This is a genomic window from Marinimicrobium sp. C2-29, from assembly GCF_038419845.1.
GTDB lineage: Bacteria > Pseudomonadota > Gammaproteobacteria > Pseudomonadales > Cellvibrionaceae > Marinimicrobium.
The window spans coordinates 44,773-64,312 of the sequence record NZ_JBCAQT010000007.1; the positions used below are offsets into that span (position 1 = coordinate 44,773).

Consider the following 19,540-nt stretch of genomic DNA (forward strand, 5'->3'; position numbering starts at 1 on the left):
GTTGTGGTCCCGATTCGTATTCCGCCCCGCGAAGTGGGCGCTCCCAATGGTTTGTCGATGCTGGCCGCATGACGCCTGGCGTACAGTGTAACTCGTCGGCCAGGATCAGGTGCGTCGCCGTTTCAGCTGGTACATATTGTCATCAGCATGGCTCAAGAGGGTGTCGGCGTCCTCCCCGTCCGCTGGATAACAGGCTACGCCGATACTGCAGGACGGCGTTTTGATATTGCCGAATTCGGCACCCAGAGGCGCGGTTACAGTGGCGATGATTTCCTCCACCTTGTCGTAAACGGCTTCCACCGACTGGATATCCGTCAACAGCACAGTGAATTCGTCGCCACCCATCCGGGCCACCGTGTCTGTCTCTCGAACGCAGCCCTCCAGCCGTCCGGCAATCATACAGAGCACCCGATCACCCATGGCATGTCCATGGGTATCGTTGATGTACTTGAAGTCATTGAGATCCAGAAACAGCAACGCCAGGCTGCTCTGGTGACGGTGGGCTGCGGACAGTGCCGACTCGAGTCGATCATGGAACAACAATCGGTTGGTAAGCCCTGTCAAGGGGTCGTGATGGGCGAGGAAACGCAGTTTATCCTCGGCCTGTCTCAGGGCCGTCACATCCCGCGCCACACCGATCCGCACGCCGTCCTCTTCGGATAAGCGGGCAGACCAGAGGATGTATACAATAGTGCCATCTTTGTGGATATAACGGTTACAGAAGTCGTTGTGGGATTGGCCTACCATAACTCGAACAATGGACGCTCGTGTGTCCGCAAGATCATCGGGATGCACATAGTCGGTGATCGGCGTGCCCACCAGCTCATCGGCACGATACCCGAGCAGTGCCTCACACGCATCGCTCACAAAGACGATCTGGTCATCCAGATCAACGACGAAGACAGCGTCCAGCAACAAATTGGTCAGCTTGGGGAAAAGCGCGTTCAGATCAACGGGCATAGTTCAGGCGCATCTGGTGATTCATATAGGTCAGAGTTAATAGTCGTATGGCAACTTGCCCAACTAATCCCTGTTATACAGCAATCAAATTCAAACGTCACCGGCGCACCAATTCCTGCAGCATCCCCTCCAGTCCATTCACCTTCACCTCATACATCAGCGCCAGCTGCCTCCCCAATTTACTGTTGGGAAACCCCTGTCCATGAAACCACACCAGATAGGGTTCGGGTAGCTCCAACAGCTTGCGGCCTTTGTACTTCCCAAAAGGCATGGTCTGGTTGACGGCCTCGAGCAGGTCTTGAGAGCCCGGGTCAGAGTTAAGGTCAGAGTGTAGGTCAGGGTTCATCGCAGGGACTGTATAAAGGCCAGAAGAATGAGCAGTGGGCAGATGATGCGCACGTAGAAGGGCCAGATTTTCCAGAACAGGCTGTGTTCGATGTCCTGGTGGCCGGCTTTGAGTTCGTTGAGCAGGTGGTTGCGGTGCATGATCCAGCCGACGAACAGGCACAGAGCGATGCCCAGCAGCGGTTGGCTGTATTCAGTGGTGAGCGAGACGGTGGCGTCGAACAGGGTGCCCATGTTGGCGATGATCAGTGCGCTCACGGCGAAGATGAACGCGCCGATGCCCCATGCGGCGCCGGTGCGTTTGAGGCGGGTGCGTTCGGTGAGCACCGAGACCGGCGCTTCGAGCATGGAGATGGAGGAGGTGAGGGCGGCGATGCTCATCAGGGCGAAAAAGGCGATGCCGAGCCAGACGCCCGCGCCGCCCATGGTGTCGAACAGGCTGGGCAACACCTGAAAGATCAGGCCGGGGCCGGCGAGCAGCTCGCCGCTCTCGCCATAGATGGCGATGCCCTGGTGCTGGGCGACGTACATGGCGGGCAGAATCAGCAGACCGGCGGTGAAGGCGATGCTGATGTCCAGCAGGGTGACGGCGGCCCCCAGGCGCGGCAGGCTGTCGCCTTTGCGCAAATAGGAGCCGTAGATGAGCATGGTGCCCACGCCCAGCGACAGGGAGAAGAACGCCTGGCCCATGGCGCTGAGCATCAGGCCGGGGTCGGCCAGTTGGCGGAAGTCCGGGATCAAGTAGGTTTTGAGGCCCTCAGTGGCGCCGGGTTGCAGCAGGACGTAGCCAATCAGCGCGAGCAGGATAAGAAACAGCAGGGGCATGAGCCGGGTGGACCAGGCTTCGATGCCATCTTCCACGCCCTTGGCGATGATGGCCGCCGTGAGCGCGCTGAAGATGCCGCACACCAGCAGGTTGCGGGCAAGGCTCTCGCCGCCCAACCACTGTTCCGCGCTGCTCCAGCCCATCAGCCCGGCGACCGGTTTGCCGAATTCCGCCAGCATCCAGCCGGCGACGATGGCATAGAAGCTCAGGATCAGTCCGGCCACCAGAACACCGTAGTAGCCCACAGCGCGCCCCAGGCGTCGGGTGGCGGGGCGTTCGCCCAACTGATCCAGGGCGGTAACGATGTTGGCGCGGGCGTGGCGGCCGATCACCAGTTCGGCCATCAGGGCCGGGTAGGCGAGCAGAAATGCGAGTACCAGATAGGCCAGTACAAAGGCGCCCCCGCCGTTGCTGGCGGCCTGGGTGGGAAAGCCCCAGATGTTGCCCAGCCCCACGGCCGAGCCGGAGGCGGCCATCAGAAATCCGATTTTGGAGGAGAATTGTCCGCGAGGGTCGCTCATGCCGTGGTCTGTATCCTGGGCGCGTTTATGTCTATTTGGTGGCGTCGGGCCTCAGTTTATTGGCTTTTGGGCCCAGAGTCATTAGTATCATGGGCTGACTTTTTAGAGTATCGACTCAACAACAGGAGACAGATCTCGTGGCAGACACCCTAAAGACACAGGTTTTGGTATTGGGCGGCGGCGTGGGCGGCTATTCCGCGGCGTTTCGGGCCGCCGATATGGGCATGGACGCGGTTTTGGTGGAGCGCTATCCCAGCCTGGGCGGCGTGTGCCTGAACGTGGGCTGTATTCCCTCCAAGGCCATGCTGCACGTGGCCCAGGTGATCAACGAAGGCAACCACGGCAAGGACATCGGGGTGACTTTCTCCAAGCCCAAGATCGATCTGGATGAGATCCGCAAATTCAAAGAGGGCGTGGTGGGCAAGCTCACCCAGGGCGTGGCCGGCATGGCCAAACAGCGCAAGGTGCAGGTGGTGCAGGGTGTGGGCGAGTTTGTGAGCGATCACAAACTGTCGGTCACCCACGAGGGCAAGACCACTGAGATCGAGTTTGAGAATGCGATCATCGCGGCGGGCTCCCTGCCGGTGCAGCTGCCGTTCATCCCCCATGACGACCCGCGGGTGTGGGATTCCACCTCGGCGCTGGAATTGCGCGAAATCCCCAAAAAGCTGTTGGTGATCGGCGGTGGCATTATTGGCCTGGAGATGGCCACGGTGTACAAGGCCCTCGGCAGCGAAGTGGACGTGGTGGAGTTCGCCGATCAGCTGATTCCCGCCGCTGACAAAGACCTGATGCAGGTTTACACCAAGTACAACAAAGACAACTTCAACGTGATGCTATCCACCAAAGTCACTGATGTGAAGGCCAACAAGACGGCCCTGAAGGTGAGCTTTGAGGGCAAAAACGCGCCGGACAAGGACCAGAATTACGACGCGATTCTGGTGGCGGTGGGGCGCACGCCCAACGGCAAAAAAATCGGTGCCGAGAAGGCCGGTGTCGAGGTGGATGAGCGTGGCTTTATCAATACCAATGAGAAGCTGCAGACCAATGTGCCGCACATCTACGCCATTGGCGACATCATCGGCCAGCCGATGTTGGCGCACAAGGCGAGCCACGAAGGTCATGCCGCCGCCGAGGTGATCGCCGGGCACAAGATTATCGAGCCGCGATGCATTCCGTCCATCGCCTACACCGACCCGGAGGTCTCCTGGGTTGGTCTGACCGAGAAGGAAGCGAAGGAGCAGGGCGTTGAGTATCGCACGGCGGTATTCCCCTGGTCGGCCAGTGGCCGTGCGCTGGGTGCGGGTCGCAGTGAGGGCAAGACCAAGCTGATTTACCGCAAGGACAACGACCAGTTGTTGGGCGCCGGTATTGTGGGCCTGAATTCCGGTGAGTTGTTGGGTGAGTTGAGCCTGGCGCTGGAGTTTGGTGCGTCGGCGGAGGATCTGGCGATGACGGTGCACGCGCACCCGACCCTGCATGAGACGGTGGGTCTGGCGGCGGAGATGGCGGCCGGAACGATTACCGATTTGCCGAATCCGTTGGCGAAGAAGAAGTAGGTCGATCCGGTAGGTTGAGTTAACCCGTTGGGGTGGCGTGAGTTTGGGCAACGGCGGATGGCGTAGGGCGGATAAGCCCAAGGCGCATCCGCCGTTACCTTACGTCCGGTTATTTCTCGAACGCGCTCACGGTCTGGATGCTGCCGTCTTCGTTGTGGATCAGCTCCGCCATTTTGATATTGCGCAGATGCGTCTCCCCGCCTGACATTTCGCAGTCGTGGTAAAAGAGGTAATACTTCCCGTCCTTTTCCAACACTGAGTGGTGGTTGGTCCAGCCCAGGACCGGCTCCAGCATGATGCCCCGGTAGGTAAACGGCCCGTAGGGGCTGTTGCCGGTGGCGTAGGCGATGCAGTGAGTGTCGCCGGTGCTGTAGGAGAAGTAGTAGGTACCGTTGAACTGGTGCACCCAGGGGCCTTCAAAGTAGCGGCGGGCGTTGTCCCCGGTTTTCAGCGGCTCGCCGTTTTCATCCAGCACCAGAATATCCTTGGGCTCTTCGGCGAATTCGAGCATATCGTCCCGCAGTTTGGCGACCTTGGCGCAGAGTGCGGGCTCGTCGTCGGCGGGGTACTGATCCTGCTCGCTGAACGTGCCGGTGGTCCAGCGCTGCAGTTGGCCGCCCCAGATGCCGCCGAAGTACAGGTAATAGTCGTCCCCGTCTTTGTACACGGCCGGGTCGATGCTGAAGCTGCCCTTGATGGGCTCCGGCTGAGGCTTGAAGGGGCCCTCGGGGCGGTCACCGACGGCAACGCCGAGGTAAAACACATCCTTGGCGTCTTTGGCCGGGAAGTAGAAGTAGTACTTGCCATCCTTCTCGGTGCAGTCCGGCGCCCACATCTGGCGGGCGGCCCAGGGCACATCATCCACGTGCAGCGCCAGACCGTGATCGGTCACCTCGCCAAAGGGCTCGTCCATGGAGAAAACGTGATAGTCCTCCATGCAGAAGTGCGAGCCATCATCATTGAACGGCACTCCGCCTTCCACATCGTGTGACGGGTAAATGTAGATTTTGCCCTCGAACAGGTGGGCCGAGGGATCGGCGGTGTACATATGAGTCACCAGCGGGGCTGATGAAAACTTCGTCTCGGATTCTGGTTTAGTATCGGTCACGGGCAATCTCACTTTGCAGGTCGAACATCAAAAATTGGTTTAAGCGCTGGCTCACCAGTGCCACAGGGTGCCGTCTTCCAGGCGATTTACCGGCAGGCTGGCACGTTGATAAGGGTGCTTGGCTGCCTCTTCTTCATTTATATCCACGCCATGTCCCGGCGCTTCTCCGGGGGTGAAGTAGCCCTCTTCAAACCGGTAGGCCCGGGTGAAGACGGACTCCATCTTGTCGCTGTGGGCCATGTGTTCCTGGATGCCGAAATTGGGCACCCAGTAATCAAAGTGCAGGGCGGCGCCCATGCACACCGGTGACAGGTCGGTGGCACCGTGGCTGCCGGTGCGTACGCCCCAGAGGCTGGCGAAGTCGGCGATGCGCCGCATCTGGGTAATGCCGCCGGCGTGGACCACACTGGTGCGGATGTAGTCGATCAGCTGATTCTGGATCAGCTCGCGACAGTCGTGGATGCTGTTGAACACTTCACCGACCGCCAGTGGCGTGGTGGTGTGCTGGCGAATCAGGCGGAACATCTCCTGGTTTTCCGCCGCCACCGGGTCCTCCATCCAGAACAGGTGGTAGGGCTCCAGCTCTTTGCCCAGCCGTGCCGCTTCGATCGGCGTCAGGCGGTGGTGCACGTCGTGCAGCAGGTGCAGGTCCGGGCCAAACTCGCGGCGGATTTCGGCAAACACCCGGGGAATGAAATTCAGGTACTTGTGCGTGGACCAGCTCTCTTCCGAGGGCAGGTCGGCATCGGCGGGCTCGTAGTCCTTGCCGCCCTGGGGTACGCCGTAGATCTTGTCGATCCCGGGGATGCCGCACTGCACGCGGATGGCGTCGTAGCCCTGGCTCCGCGCTTTTTCCACGGCCTTGAGCGTGGCCTGGATATCTTCACCGTTGGCGTGGGTGTAGGTCATGATGCGGTCGCGACTGCGCCCGCCCAGCAACTGGTACAGCGGCATGTTGGCGGCCTTGGCCTTGATGTCCCACAGTGCGACGTCCACACCGGCCAGGGCGGTCATGCCGATGGGCCCGCGGCGCCAGTAGGGCCCGCGGTACACGAACTGCCAGATGTCTTCAATGCGCCGGGCGTCGCGGCCGATCAGGGCGGGCAGTACGTAGTCTTCAAGATAGGAGACCACGGATTTTTCCCGCCCGTTGAGTGTGGCATCGCCAATGCCGTAGAGGCCGTCTTCCGTGGTGATCTTCACGGTGACAAAGTTGCGGCCCGGGCAGGTGACAATGACCTTGGCGTCGGTGATTTTCATAGTTCTCTCTCGTTGTTCTTTGCGGAGATCAGCGGCGCTGACTCTCGGGTGGGCCCAGGTAACTGGGCTTGAGCCCGCCGGTATCAATCATGATTTTCTGCAGCGTCGCGGCCGGATCCACCCGGTAGATTCTCAGGGTGTGCCGGCCGGGCTTCTCAATGCTATGGGTGCTGACCGAGCGGCGGACGCCGTCGCTGACCGCTTTTTCCCAGGCGGCGTCACTATCGTCGGCCAGGATGTCCACCACCTGGGGTGTCTGGTCATCAAAGCCGATGCCGTAGCGCAGCCCCCGATCCGGGGCGATGTCCAGGCTCGGGGCAAACAGGGCGTGAACCTCGAACTCCCCGGTGGAGAAAAAGAACACCTCATATTCGACGTAGGGCCCATGGGTCGGGTCCTCAAAGCTCTTGTCGCTGATCGGGAAAGTACTGATCGATGACTCGGTGCGCCCGTGCTGGGGGATCACCTTCCAGGAATGGCCGCCCTGGTCTTTCTGGTCGGTAAAGCTGGCCGCCTCAATGCTGATGTAGCCGTTGGCCTCTACGAAACCTTCGACGTTACGGGCCATCTCGGGTTCGGGCCTGAAGGTCTTGACCTGAACCCGGGCGCCGCCCCAGCCGGTGCCCTGAACGAACACTTCGCCCTGGGCCTCGCCCTCGGGTGCGCGGTCCCAGTCGATGCTGACATCCAGGGTGACTTCGCGTTCCACCTCTCCTCTCTTTGAACTCAGCTCAATCCAGTCGTCGCTCGCTTCGGCGGTGAATTCGAAGGGGGTGGTGCCACGGTTGTAGATGTCAATGCGCCCGCTTTCGCGCCCGTAGGGGCTGAAGGTGGGCAGAGCGTAGGCACCGGGCACCGGCCAGGCACGCTCTGTGCCTTCCACGGCCACACCCATATCGGCGGCGCCGTGGGGCAGGTAGTCATAAATCAGCGGCGCGGTGTTCTCCGGCGGGTTGTTCCAGTGGGTGTAACCAATACGCGTCTGGGACATCATGTGGTTCCACTTGCCGTCGGCCACCTCGGTGTGGAAGTGCTCCTCCAGCTGCGCGTCCTTTCGGAACAGCTCGCGCGCCCGCTGCCCCAGTTCGTTGGCGTAGTTGCGACCCTGCTCGGCGTAAAGCTGATTGCGCGCCTGGGTGATGTACATCTTGGTGAGGTTGGCGCTGGCCCGGACCGGGTGGCGCACCAGCTGCTCGTAGGCGTCGTGGTACGCTTCGGGCAATTGCTCATAGACGGCGTTGGCCCGTTCGATCATGTCATCCATCTCGGCCTCGATGCGGTCGGCCTCGCGATAGTTCAGCAGACTGTAGGTATCAGCACTCTGCAGCTCGGGCCGACGACGGCCGTTGTGGCGGGTGTAATCGGTCATCAGTTGGGCGATGGCCTGGGCGTGCTCCGGGCCAAACTCGCGCTCGGCCCAGCGCGGGCCAAACTCCTCCAGGCGCTCCCGGTTCCAGTATTCCGGGTCCCACGCCATACGCAGGAAAAACTCGGTGGGGTATTCCATGGGCTTGATGTCGCCCACGTTGACGATCCAGATCTCATTGGCCTCGTAGTGGTAGGCCAGGTTCATCTGCTCCCAGATTTTGGCCAGCGGCGTGACGTTGATCCACCGATAGGAGCGCGGGCCACCCACGTAATCGAAGTGGTAATAAACCCCGGCGCTGCCTTCGCGGTCGCGCTCTTCGGGGGTGGGCAGGCGGCGGATGTTGCCCCAGTTGTCGTCGGCCCACAGCAGGGTCACATCGTCGGGTACGCGCATGCCTTTTTCGTAAAAGTCCTGGACCTCTTTATAGAGCGCCCAGACCTGCGGCACATCTTCGATCGGCCGGTCGTCAAAGACGGTCTCGAGGATCTCGCGCTGGTCGTTGACCACTTTTTCCAGCAGCTCGATATTCTGCCCTTCGCTCATGGGCGTGTCTTCCTGACCGCGCATGCCCAGGGTGTACATGCTCTCGTAGGGCTTGTTGCGCCTGGCGCCCTCAACCCAGAAGTCGTAGAGGTGTTCGGGGTTGGTGGAGTATTCCCAGGCGCCCTCGCCGTAGCGGTTCCACTCCTTGTCCGCGCGCATCATCGGCTCGTGGTGCGAGGTGCTCATCACGATGCCGTACTCGTCGGCGAGAATCATATTCTGCGGATCGTCGTCGGCAAAGGCGTTGTTCCACATGGCGGGCCAGAGGAAGTTGCCTTTCAGGCGCAGAATCAGCTCGAATACGTTTTCGTAGAATTCGTGGTTGTAGTCGCCGTAGTTTTCCTGGACCCAGCTGGTCAGGGCTGGCGCCTCATCATTGATGAAAATGCCCCGGTATTTCACCTTGGGCTGATCCTGCACCTTCAGGTCGCCGTCTACAAAGAGGTGTTCGTGCTGTTGGGCGGGCACATCGGCGAACCAGTGCCAGGGGAAAACCCCGATCTGTTCGGAAAGGTCGTAGGTGCCGTAGATGGCGCCCCGCTTGTTGGCGCCGGCGATGACCAGCGCCCGGTCCATTCCGGGCATAGGTTTCTCCACCACTTCCATGTGGTAGGCATCCCACTCACCCTCGATGTCCGAGGGGTTGAGCTTGCCCTCGTCGATCAGGCGGGTGATCAGCTTGCTCTGCCCCAGCGTCCCTATGATCACGCCGTGAGTGCCGAGGCCCTCGGCGGTGTGCACGATCTGCGGTTTTTTGCCGGTGACGGCCTGAATGTCGCCGCGCAGGTCGCGGACAACCCGCTTTACGCCCGCGTCATCGCCGGAGTCGACGTACAGGTTGGCGATATGCTCGGGGCCCACCAGGCTGAGCGAGTCCGCCGAGGACTGGTGCTTCACATAGGGGAGGCCATCCAGTGCCAGAGCGGGAAGGCTGGCGCTGAGCGCGAGCGTGGCCAGGAGGATCTTACTCAGGGTTCGGGGTCGTTGCATAACCATCTCACAACAAAGAATCTCTGGCGGTGGGGCCGCCCTTTTATCTTCTAGTCAAACAAACAATAACACTAACTGAGTCAGCTCCGGATTACAAGACATCGGTGCTGTCGAGTCGCGTTGATGTTCGGGGAAGTGCGAAAGCGGGAGCCGTGCGCCCCAATCCGGGGCGCACTGTCGATCAAAACTCGAAAGAGAAGCCTTTGTCGGTCAGGCGCTCGTAGGCTTCTGAGTCAAACCGGTAGAGGTTGGCGGCGCGGTGGGGTACGCCTTTCTGCTTTTCATTGCAGGGGGCGAGAAGGTTCATCTTCATCATCTTCCGGCGGAAGTTGGGCTTGTCCAGCTTCACATCCAGGATCGCCTCGTACAGCTCCTGCAGCTGCAGCAGGGTGAACTTCTCGGGCAACAGGTTGAAGCCGATGGGCTTGTGGCACACCTGGTGGCGCAGGAAGTTGATGCCGTAGGAGACGATTTCGGAGTGGTCATAGATCAGCTCCGGCAGATCATGGACGTTGAACCAGCTGGCGTCCGAGGTGTTGCGCCCGGCCACCAGGGTGTAGTCCTCGGCGCTGACCAGGGCGTAGTAGGCGATGGTCACCACCCGCTCATTGGGAAAACGGTCCACTCGGCCGAAGGTCTTGAGCTGCTCCAGAAACAGGTCGCGCACGCCGGTCAGCTCTTCCAGCAGACGGGAAGCGGCGTCGCGCAGGTTCTCCTCGCGCTTGATCCAGCCGCCCGGCAGGGCCCAGCGGCCCTTGCCCGGACCCACGTCGTGCTTGACCAGCATGATTTCCAGCTGGCCGTGGTCCAGGCCAAAAATGAGGTTGTCGATTGACAGGCCGGGGAGGACGTTGTCTGGCTCATTCAGCGGCTCGACGCGACTGTGCGGGCGTGAATCTGTGTTCTTCGTTGAGGCCACGGTTCAAATCCAGGTTGATTGGCGAAAACGGCGGTCGTCTGACTCTTTAAGGCATCCAGTATGGCTGTGGCTGGTCCTTGACGCACGCGGATTATAGCGATGCGCCGGGCAAAGGTCGAGGGCTGGCCGGTTTTGTATGATTTATCACTTCTCTATTGTTTATATTTTAGGAGGAATCATGTGTCAACCGTATTTGGCTGCCGGTGTGGAAAAACATGTCCAAATCGGCTTAATTTACTGTTTGACTATTAGATGGAGTTGATGCACTATCAATATAGTGGTCTGTTTGACTATTACCTGAGCGGTTCGGCCCGGGCAGTAGCGAGCAGGCACGACTTAAAATGAAAGCCAAATGTTCACAGGTAGTACCGCTTCTCTATTATTAGGCATTAAAGGTAAGGGAGGGGCTGCCGGTCGATACTGTGTTACATAATAACAATGGGGTAAAGCGCTATGGTTTATCGCGAAAACGCTAAACAAGGCATCACCTTCAAGAAGTCGATGCTCGCCATGTGTGTCATGGCAATGGGATCTCCCACTCTGGCGCAGACCGCGTCCGAAGAACAACCTCTCCTGGAAGAAATCGTCGTAAGCGGCGTCCGGCAGAACCTGGAAAACGCCCAGGATATCAAACGCAACGCCGATACCTTCGTCGATGCCATCTCCTCCGAGGATATCGGGTCACTGCCTGACCGCAGTGTGCTTGAAGCCATGCAGCGGATGCCCGGCGTCTCCATTGAGCGGTTTCAGGCACCTGATGACCCCGACCACTTTGGTGTTGAGGGCAGTGGTGCGGTGATCCGCGGTATGAGTGCGACCCGCAGTGAATTCAACGGCCGGGACTCTTTCACCGCCAACTCCGGCCGTGGCCTGAACTTCCAGGACGTGCCGCCCGAGTTGATGGCCGGTGTGGACCTGTACAAAAACCAGTCTGCCGACATGATTGAAGGCGGCATTGGCGGCACAGTGAGCCTGCGTACCCGCAAGCCCTTTGACCAGGACGACCGCCTGCTGGCCTTCACCGGCGACGTCTCCTACGGCGATATGGCCGAAGAAGCCTCTCCGACCTTCTCCGCTCTGTACAGTGACCGCTGGGAGACCGAGGAGCTGGGTGAGTTTGGCCTGTTGCTGAACGCCTCCTACTCCGAGCTGATCGGTACTTCTCACGGCATCCAGGGCGACGCCTATGTGAAGTACAACGCGGATACCGTGGGCGCCCCTCCGGGTCTGGCTGACGAGGAAAACCAGGTCTGGATGACCAACGGCTCCAACTTCTTTACCAAAGAAGATGACCGTGTGCGCCAGGGCTTCGCGGCAGCGGCCCAGTGGGCCAGCCCCGACGATACGATCGAGGCGACTGCACAATTTATGCGCTCTGATGCTCGCCTGAGCTGGAAAGAGAACGCTATCAAGTATCAGGGTGGCTACGGTGAAGAGACGGATGACGGTACAGTGACCGAGTCCCGTCGTTCGCGTCCCTACCCGGGCACCGAGTTCGACTTCAACCATCGCGGTATCTTCGAGTCCGGCTTCATCGTTGATGGCGGCGGCTGGCGCGGCGGTGAAGGCCGTGTGCCCTCTGGCTGGACCGGAGAAGGTGATGCGCCGGAAGACTACGTGACTGCCAATGATTACTTCGGTCAGAAGTTCCAGGCCGACACTCGCTACAAAGACACCCACACCATCGTGGATGACCTGAGCTTTAACGTTAAGTGGACCCCGTCAGACGCGTGGGAGTTTGAAGGTGATCTGCAGTTTGTGGATGCGACCACCTCGGATGACGACATCCAGGTTGCCAACGGCCTTTACGTGCTGCAGAGCTATGACACCACCGGTGACACACCAAGCCTGACTGTTGTCGAGCCCTGGGATGGACGTCGTGACGCGAACCCCGAGTGGTACGCGGAAGACTTCCCCGGCTTCTCCGATGATCCGGCGGGTGATACCAACTACTACCAGGACCCGGACAGCTACTGGTGGCGCTCGGCCATGGACCATTACGAGCGTTCAGAAGGCGAGTCCGTCGCTGGACGGTTTGATGTGACCCATTACCTGGATGGCATGGACTTTTTCCGTTCGGTCAAAGCGGGCGTGCGCTATGCCGACCGTAACCAGATTGTGCGCAGCACGTCGTACAACTGGGGTCACATCGGCGCTGAGTGGGGCCCCAATGGTGGCGAAGGTGCCATGTGGCTGTCGGAAACCGAAGAGCTGGCCGATGACTATGAGTACATCGACTGGTCTGACTTCCATCGCGGCGGTGTGGTGAACATTCCCGGAGACGGCTTCCTGTTCCCGAAAGAAGAGCTGTTGAAAGAAGTGATCGCCGGTCGCCAGCTGCCCCAGAACAACCCTGGCGCTGAGGGTATCTGGGAGCCGTACCCGAATCGTGATGAAGTCATCGATGGGACCTATTTTGCGCCCGAAGAGATATACGACACCACCGAGACCAACACGGCCGGCTATGTTCGCCTGGACTTTGGCTCGGATGATTTCGCCTACCGCTTCTCGGGCAACATTGGTGTGCGTTATGTTGAGCTGACACGCGACGCTTTGGGTTCTGTGCAGTACCCCGATCTGATTGGTACTCCTTATCCTGAAGGAGCTCCCACAGATCTGAGCGATGCTGGTGCTATTCGCAAGTGGGCTGAAGACCAGGTTGGACCTTTTGATCCGGCCAAGTGGGAGTCTGAGAGCGACTGGCTGGACGATGTCAATACCCAGCTTGAGTATTCTCGTGATGCCAACAACTGGCTTTCGGCAGATGAGCAGGCATTCGGTAATGATACAGCCGAATTCCAGGAGTACAGTTCCGAGTACGACACTTTCCTGCCGAGCTTCAACCTGAAAGTTCAGCTGACCGATGATCTGATCACTCGCTATGCGGTCTCGAAAGCCATTGCGCTTCCGGATATGTCTGAAGTGCGTAACCAGGCCATGTTGGGCGCGCGTCAGCTGACCGTTGAGCGCGAGCAGCCATCAGAAGAAGAAACCGCTGGACCGGCTGACACGCGTCCCCGCATTCTCGGGGTGAGCGATGTCCAGTGGACTGGTAGTGGTGGCAACCCGGCGCTACAGCCCATGGAGTCGATCCAGTACGATGCCTCGCTTGAGTGGTACTTCGCGCCGGTGGGCTCTTTGACCGGTAGCCTGTTCTATAAAGACTTGACCAACTTCTTTATCGAAGGTGCTTTGCCGCGAACGTTCACCAACCCGGATACCGGCGTGTCCCAGACCGTGGACTTCACCACCACACGTAACGGTGAAGAAGGTACTGTGCAGGGTATGGAGATTGCCTATCAGCAATTCTACGATATGCTGCCAGAGCCTTTCGATGGTTTCGGTATTCAGGCGAACTACACCTATATCGACTCTGAAGGTGTGCCCAACTTCTCGGCCAGCGGTGACCCGGCGACGGATGCAGATCCTGAATCCAACCCGAACCCGCAACCGGGCCTGGAAGCGGCCAACCTGGAGTTGGCGGGGCTGCCCTTGCGCGGTCTGTCGGAACATACAGCCAACTTTGTGTTGATGTATGAGAAGAACGACTGGGCGGCACGTCTGGCCTACAACTGGCGTTCCGAGTATCTGGTAACCACGCGCGATGTAATCAGTGGTCACCCGATCTGGAATGCCGATGCCGGCTTCCTGGATGGTTCTGTAAGCTACAATGTGACCGACGAGATCACCATCGGTCTGCAGGCCACCAACCTGGCAAACACCCAGACGGAAACGATCATGACACTGGATAACGACGGTCGCCAGACCGGTCGCTCCTGGTTCGTCAACGACCGTCGCCTTGCCCTGACGCTGAAAGCTCAGTTCTAACCGACTCGAGTTAACAGCATCGAAAAAAACGCAGCACCTCGGTGCTGCGTTTTTTTTTTGCAAAAATGCAGGCTGGTACCGCCAGGGTGATGGTTTTATACTGGCTGTGTTCACGGGTACCGACAATAAGAACGACTGAGGGTGTTGATATGACCACTAGCGCGATAGAGCGTGTCGTGATCGTCGGGGGAGGGACGGCCGGTTGGATGGCCGCCGCCGCCCTCAGTCGATTGCTCCCCCGGCACTGTTCCGTGACTCTGGTGGAGTCGGAGCAGATCGGCACTGTTGGTGTCGGGGAGGCGACAATTCCACATATTCGCCAGTTCAACGAATTACTGGGAATCGACGAAGCCGACTTTATGGAAGCCACTCAGGCGACCTACAAACTGGCCATTGAGTTCATCGGCTGGGGGAGTGCCGATAGCGCCTACTTTCACCCGTTCAGCCCCTTTGGTGCGGATCTTGACGGTATCGATTTCCATCACTACTGGCTCAAGGCCCGCCCCCACCTGAAAAAGCGGTCGCTGGACAGTTTTTCGGTCGCCAGTCACGCGGCGGCTGCCAACAGATTTGCGCCACCCCACGCCCGTCTGGACATCGGTTACGGTTACGCTTTTCACCTGGATGCCGGACGCTACGCCCGGTTTCTGCGCCAGTACGCCGAGGCGCGGGGCGTCAAACGGATTGAGGGCAAGGTCAGGACGGTGCATCGCGATCGCGATGAGGGAGCGATTGAATCGCTGGAGCTGGAATCCGGGCAGGTGATTCCGGGTCAGCTGTTTATTGATTGCTCGGGTTTTCGCTCGCTGTTGCTGGGGCAGACGCTGGGCGTACCTTTCCGCAACTGGCGACACTGGCTGCCCTGTGACCGGGCGGTCGCCATGGCCAGCCCGGCACTCGACCCGGTTCCTTCCTATACCCGGGTGCGGGCGACCGCCACCGGCTGGCAGTGGCGCATTCCGCTGCAGCACCGAACCGGTAATGGCCAGGTTTATTCCAGCGACCACCTGAGCGACGACGAGGCCTGTCAGCAGTTGCGCGACTCGATCGGCGAGGCGATTACCGAACCGAACTTCATTCGCTTTGAGCCCGGCTGCCGTGAGCGCAGCTGGGAGAAAAACTGTGTCGCGATCGGGCTTTCCAGCGGTTTTCTCGAGCCGCTGGAGTCCACCAGCATTTACCTGATCCAGATGGCCATTTTGAAGTTGATCGAGTATTTCCCGGCGGCGGATTGCGCGGGCGCCGGGCGGGAGGCGTTCAACCGGTGGATGTCCATGGAGTATCACCGGGTCCGGGACTTTCTGATTCTGCATTATCACCTGAACCGTCGCGACGACTCCTCTTTCTGGAAGGAGTGTCGGCTCATGGGTGTTCCGGATGAACTGGAGCGTAAAATGGCCCTGTTTCGCGAGGCGGGCGCTGTCGAGCACTACGAGTACGGTCTGTTTGCCCAACCCAGTTGGCTCGCGGTGTATCTTGGGCAGGGTCTGGAGCCCGAGACTCTGGACCCCAGGGTAGAGGCGCTGCCCGGTGAAGCGGTGGCTCGCAAGCTCAATGCCCTGGCCGAACACTGTCGTCAACAGGCACTGGCATTGCCCGACCACGGGGAAGCGCTTCGAACGCGCCCCTGGACCGGCTCCTCGCCCGCGACCCTGAGCCTGTACGGAGGTCGGTATGGTTGAACCGGAAGGCCGCAACGCGCTGCGCTCGATAGCGGTGGTGGGCAACAATGCGGTGGCCTGGACGTCGGCGGCGATACTGGCGCAGTCGCTCAACCGTCATGGCGTTGTGGTGACACTGGTGGCGGGCGAGCAGACCGACGCTCAGCCACTGGTCGAGGTGTCACAGCCGGCACTGCCCCGCCTGATTGAGCTCTGGCAATTGTCCGAGCGCGAGCTGCTCTCGGCCTGCTCCGGGCTTTTCAGTCTGGGGATCAAGTATCGTACGCCCGGCCAGGATGGCTTTTTTCTGCCATTCGGCACCCATGGTATGGCGCCCAGCCCCGCGAGTTTTGAGCAGACGTTTTTCAAGCTGTGTCCAAAGGGCCGGCGCCGTCAGTTCAACCACTATTTTCTGTCGACCCAGGCGGCGCTCAAGGGGCGGTTTGAATTCCCGGTAGATGACCCCCGATCAGTCAAATCCACTCTGCGCTATGGCCTGCACCTGGATCTGTCCCGCTTTATTCAGTACCTGGAAACCAGGGCCGGCACTCTGGGCTTCAACGTCGCCCGGGCCGATATCACGGCCGTGAGGGCCTCGGCCGGCGGAGATCGAGTTGAGGCGCTAGACCTGAGCAATGGCCAGCGGATTGAAGCCGACTTTTATATGGACTGCTCGGGCGAGCGCGGCCGGTTGATCGGCGAAGGCCTGGGCATCGGTTATCAGTCCTGGTCGCACTGGCTTCCCTGGGACAGTCAGCTGAGCTGCTTTGCGGCGGGACCGAGTGATGTTAAGCCCTACAGTGAGGTCAGCCTGAATGCCGACGGTTGGGAGAAAACCGTCGGTCTGCAGAACGGACGGGTGCACCAGTACTTCTATCGGGAGTCGTCCGGCTTTGACCCGGATGCGTACTGCAGGAAGGTGGGAGCGGACCCGGTATCGACACGGCCCCTGCGTCCGGGGCGGAGAGATCAGTTCTGGGCCGGTAACTGCCTGGCGCTGGGCGATGCGGCCGGGAGCGCGACCCCGGTCGTCCTGTCTGAACTGCATTGGGCCACGAAGAGCCTGTTGCTTTGGCTTGAGCTCTACCCCCATCGCGACAACCAGGAGGCGCTGCAGCGGGAGTACAATCGGCGCTGCGGGGAGATTCTCGACGGCTTTCGGGATTTTCATGTCGCCCACACGCTGGCGGGCGCCGGCCCTGATGCTCTGACGCAGGGGCCCGAATCTCTGGCCTGGAAACTGTCGCTGTTTACCGGTCAGGGTCGGCTCTGGCTCAATGATGAAGAGCCGGTGCCCCAGGAAACCTGGGTTGCGCTGCTGCTGGGGCTGGGCATTGAACCCGACCGGTACGACGTCGTCCTCGATGGTGTTGATGAGGCCGTGCTGCGAAACACCCATGAGAAGATTTATCGAAAGTTGGCGCAGGAAAGCGAGCGAATGCCGTCCCTCGAGGAGGTGGTGGCGCGCTACTGTCCCGCCCCCAAACAATGAGTCACAGAGGTTACTATGCCGGATAACAGAATACAGAAGGTCTTGATTGTGGGCGGGGGCACCGCCGGCTGGATGGCAGCGGCCGCCATGGCCAAGGTGTTGAAGAATGATTACTGTGAGATTCAGCTGGTGGAATCCGACTCCATCGGGACCGTGGGGGTCGGTGAGGCCACCATTCCGCAGATACAGCTGTTCAACCGCCTGTTGGGGCTGGATGAAAACGAGTTCATCAGAAAGACCCAGGGCACTTTCAAGCTGGGCATCGAGTTCGTCAACTGGGGCCGGTTGGGCGATCGCTACATTCACGCCTTTGGCGAAGTGGGCAAGGACATGGAGGCCATCCAGTTCTACCACTACTGGCTGAAAATGTACGCCGAAGGCGAGGCGCGGGATATCGACGCCTACACCCTGAATTCGCTGGCGGCCAAAGAGGGCCGGTTCATGCGCCCGGTGGAGGCCGGCAACTCGCCCCTGTCCAATATCGCCTACGCGTTTCACTTTGATGCGACCCTTTACGCCATGTTCCTGCGCGACTTTGCGGTCGAGCGCGGTGTCCACCGCCGGGAAGGCAAAATCACCGACGTGCGGCTGAATCCGGATAACGGCTTTATCGACTCGGTACAGCTGGAAGATGGTGAAACCCTCGAGGCGGACCTGTTCATCGATTGCTCGGGTTTCCGGGGCCTGCTGATCGAGGAGGCGATGAAAACCGGCTATGATGACTGGAGCCACTGGCTTCCCTGTGACCGGGCGGTCGCCGTGCCCTGCGAGAAAGTGGGCCCGGCCACGCCCTACACCCGCTCGACCGCCCACAGCGCCGGCTGGCAGTGGCGTATCCCCCTGCAGCACCGTACCGGTAACGGCCACGTCTATTGCAGCCAGTACATCAGCGACGACGAGGCGGCCAGCACCCTGCTGAAAAATCTCGATGGTGAGCCGCTGGCCGATCCGAAGTTTCTCAAGTTCACCACCGGCAAGCGCAAAAAGTTCTGGAACAAGAACTGCGTCGCGCTGGGTCTGGCCAGCGGTTTCATGGAGCCACTGGAGTCGACCAGTATTCACCTGGTGCAATCGGGCATAGCCAAGTTGATGAGCCTGTTCCCCAACCGCGATTTCGATCAGGAGGACATCGACGAGTACAACCGCCAGGCGCACTTCGAGTTCGACCGGATTCGCGATTTCCTGATCGCCCACTATTGCATTACCGAGCGGGACGATTCCGATTTCTGGAATTACTGTCGCACCATGTCGATTCCGGAGTCGCTGCAGCGCAAGATCGATCAATACCGCAAGAACGGCCGGATATTCCGCGACAGCGATGAGCTCTTCAACGACCTGAGCTGGCTGGAGGTCATGCACGGCCAGGGACTGCGCGCCAAGGGTTACCACCCCATCGTCGATACACTGCCGAAGGAGGAGATCGCCCGGCGCCTGGAGGGCATCCGCCAGGTCATCGCCAAATCGGTGGAATACATGCCGCCGCACGAGCAATACATCGCCGAAAACTGTCCGGCGGAAAAAAAGGAGATGGGGAGCCGTTAGGTTTTATGTAGGGCACGGTAAGCGAAGCGCACCTGCCTTCCTATATAGGGAGCCGCGAGAGCGTATGGAGGCGCGAAGCGGCAGAAGTAATATTCGACTGACATAAAAAAAGGCAGAACCCTTGGGTTCTGCCTTTTCACGTATGGTGCCCAGGACCAGGCGCATGGATGCGCCAGGGTGCTCGGGAGCGCAGAGAGCTAGAGGACCTTGGTCCTCGAGTGGGCATAAGATACTGCTCCCGCACGTCCCTGTGCTTCCCAGTATAAGTATATCCCTATACAAAAAAACCGAGCCAGCTGGCTCGGTTCTTTAATATATGGTGCCCAGGAGAGGACTTGAACCTCCACGGCCTTGCGGCCACTAGCACCTGAAGCTAGCGTGTCTACCAATTTCACCACCTGGGCTTAGGGGGTGCTTGCTCGGCATCAACTGCCGAGGTCGCGCACTATAATGTCAGATCGGAACCTTGTCAACGCTCCGTTGAATACTTTTTAAGAAAATTTTGGTGATTCCGGCGCTATCCATGGGTTTATAGGTCCAACTGGCCTATAATGTGGGCCGAAGTTGCTCTGTATAGAGCCAAACGGCCCCCAAAAGGGCATTTTCAGCGTTCACAC

The 19,540-nt window shown here is 59.7% G+C and carries 12 protein-coding genes and 1 tRNA gene; 5 read left to right on the top strand and 8 right to left on the bottom strand.

Going from position 1 to position 19,540, the window contains the following annotated elements; translation table 11 throughout:
• Positions 1 to 105: 105 nt before the first annotated feature.
• The 3 genes from AAE484_RS08445 to AAE484_RS08455 form a co-directional block, all read right to left on the bottom strand.
• Entirely contained in the window at positions 106 to 960 is an 855-nt protein-coding gene (locus AAE484_RS08445; RefSeq protein ID WP_341937933.1) for a sensor domain-containing diguanylate cyclase, read from the bottom strand.
• Between the two features lie 97 nt (positions 961 to 1,057).
• A complete protein-coding gene (locus AAE484_RS08450) occupies positions 1,058 to 1,306 on the bottom strand; it encodes a DUF3820 family protein (protein ID WP_341937935.1) in 249 nt (82 codons plus the stop codon).
• Entirely contained in the window at positions 1,303 to 2,652 is a 1,350-nt protein-coding gene (locus tag AAE484_RS08455; protein WP_341937936.1) for a sodium-dependent transporter, read from the bottom strand. Before AAE484_RS08455 ends, AAE484_RS08450 begins: the two co-directional genes overlap by 4 nt.
• 137 nt (positions 2,653 to 2,789) lie before the next feature.
• Here AAE484_RS08455 and lpdA point away from each other — a divergent pair, with 137 nt between their 5' ends.
• Positions 2,790 to 4,211, top strand: a complete 1,422-nt coding sequence (lpdA, locus tag AAE484_RS08460) for a dihydrolipoyl dehydrogenase (protein WP_341937937.1) — start codon at positions 2,790 to 2,792, stop codon at positions 4,209 to 4,211.
• A gap of 109 nt (positions 4,212 to 4,320) precedes the next feature.
• Here the strand turns inward: lpdA and AAE484_RS08465 are convergent, their stop codons facing one another.
• The 4 genes from AAE484_RS08465 to AAE484_RS08480 all read right to left on the bottom strand — a co-directional run bounded on the left by AAE484_RS08465 (position 4,321) and on the right by AAE484_RS08480 (position 10,400).
• A complete protein-coding gene (locus AAE484_RS08465; protein WP_341937938.1) occupies positions 4,321 to 5,259 on the bottom strand; it encodes a glycoside hydrolase family 43 protein in 939 nt (312 codons plus the stop codon).
• A 111-nt stretch (positions 5,260 to 5,370) separates the two neighbouring features.
• A complete protein-coding gene (gene manD, locus AAE484_RS08470) occupies positions 5,371 to 6,579 on the bottom strand; it encodes a D-mannonate dehydratase ManD (protein ID WP_341937939.1) in 1,209 nt (402 codons plus the stop codon).
• A 28-nt stretch (positions 6,580 to 6,607) separates the two neighbouring features.
• Positions 6,608 to 9,481, bottom strand: a complete 2,874-nt coding sequence (locus tag AAE484_RS08475; protein ID WP_341937940.1) for a glycosyl hydrolase 115 family protein — start codon at positions 9,479 to 9,481, stop codon at positions 6,608 to 6,610.
• Positions 9,482 to 9,662: 181 nt separating this feature from the next.
• The gene (locus AAE484_RS08480) at positions 9,663 to 10,400 is read right to left on the bottom strand and encodes an NUDIX hydrolase (RefSeq protein WP_341937941.1); all 738 of its coding nucleotides are present in this window, start codon (positions 10,398 to 10,400) and stop codon (positions 9,663 to 9,665) included.
• A gap of 453 nt (positions 10,401 to 10,853) precedes the next feature.
• On the opposite strand from AAE484_RS08480, the gene AAE484_RS08485 reads away from it, so the two are divergent.
• From AAE484_RS08485 to AAE484_RS08500, 4 genes are all read left to right on the top strand, one after another.
• Complete coding sequence (locus AAE484_RS08485; protein ID WP_341937942.1) at positions 10,854 to 14,228, top strand: TonB-dependent receptor; 3,375 nt, start codon at positions 10,854 to 10,856, stop codon at positions 14,226 to 14,228.
• Positions 14,229 to 14,377: 149 nt separating this feature from the next.
• Complete coding sequence (locus tag AAE484_RS08490; protein ID WP_341937943.1) at positions 14,378 to 15,910, top strand: tryptophan halogenase family protein; 1,533 nt, start codon at positions 14,378 to 14,380, stop codon at positions 15,908 to 15,910.
• Positions 15,903 to 17,381 (top strand): tryptophan 7-halogenase, encoded by a 1,479-nt coding sequence (locus tag AAE484_RS08495; RefSeq protein ID WP_341937944.1) that lies wholly within the window; start codon positions 15,903 to 15,905, stop codon positions 17,379 to 17,381. The genes AAE484_RS08490 and AAE484_RS08495 overlap by 8 nt, the downstream gene beginning before the upstream one ends.
• Before the next feature lie 15 nt (positions 17,382 to 17,396).
• The gene (locus AAE484_RS08500; protein ID WP_341937945.1) at positions 17,397 to 18,923 is read left to right on the top strand and encodes a tryptophan halogenase family protein; all 1,527 of its coding nucleotides are present in this window, start codon (positions 17,397 to 17,399) and stop codon (positions 18,921 to 18,923) included.
• 317 nt (positions 18,924 to 19,240) lie between these two features.
• Here AAE484_RS08500 and AAE484_RS08505 read toward each other — a convergent pair.
• A tRNA-Leu gene (locus AAE484_RS08505) sits at positions 19,241 to 19,327 on the bottom strand.
• Positions 19,328 to 19,540 lie beyond the last annotated feature (213 nt).

What these genes read in the sequence shown, in the direction of transcription:
- AAE484_RS08465 (WP_341937938.1), bottom strand. Translation starts at nt 5,259, where the DNA reads ATGTACACCGCCGATCCCTCGGCCCACCTGTTCGAGGGCAAAATCTAC.
- AAE484_RS08445 (WP_341937933.1), bottom strand. Translation starts at nt 960, where the DNA reads ATGCCCGTTGATCTGAACGCGCTTTTCCCCAAGCTGACCAATTTGTTG.
- AAE484_RS08475 (WP_341937940.1), bottom strand. Translation starts at nt 9,481, where the DNA reads ATGCAACGACCCCGAACCCTGAGTAAGATCCTCCTGGCCACGCTCGCG.
- manD (WP_341937939.1), bottom strand. Translation starts at nt 6,579, where the DNA reads ATGAAAATCACCGACGCCAAGGTCATTGTCACCTGCCCGGGCCGCAAC.
- AAE484_RS08455 (WP_341937936.1), bottom strand. Translation starts at nt 2,652, where the DNA reads ATGAGCGACCCTCGCGGACAATTCTCCTCCAAAATCGGATTTCTGATG.
- AAE484_RS08450 (WP_341937935.1), bottom strand. Translation starts at nt 1,306, where the DNA reads ATGAACCCTGACCTACACTCTGACCTTAACTCTGACCCGGGCTCTCAA.
- AAE484_RS08490 (WP_341937943.1), top strand. Translation starts at nt 14,378, where the DNA reads ATGACCACTAGCGCGATAGAGCGTGTCGTGATCGTCGGGGGAGGGACG.
- AAE484_RS08495 (WP_341937944.1), top strand. Translation starts at nt 15,903, where the DNA reads ATGGTTGAACCGGAAGGCCGCAACGCGCTGCGCTCGATAGCGGTGGTG.
- AAE484_RS08485 (WP_341937942.1), top strand. Translation starts at nt 10,854, where the DNA reads ATGGTTTATCGCGAAAACGCTAAACAAGGCATCACCTTCAAGAAGTCG.
- AAE484_RS08500 (WP_341937945.1), top strand. Translation starts at nt 17,397, where the DNA reads ATGCCGGATAACAGAATACAGAAGGTCTTGATTGTGGGCGGGGGCACC.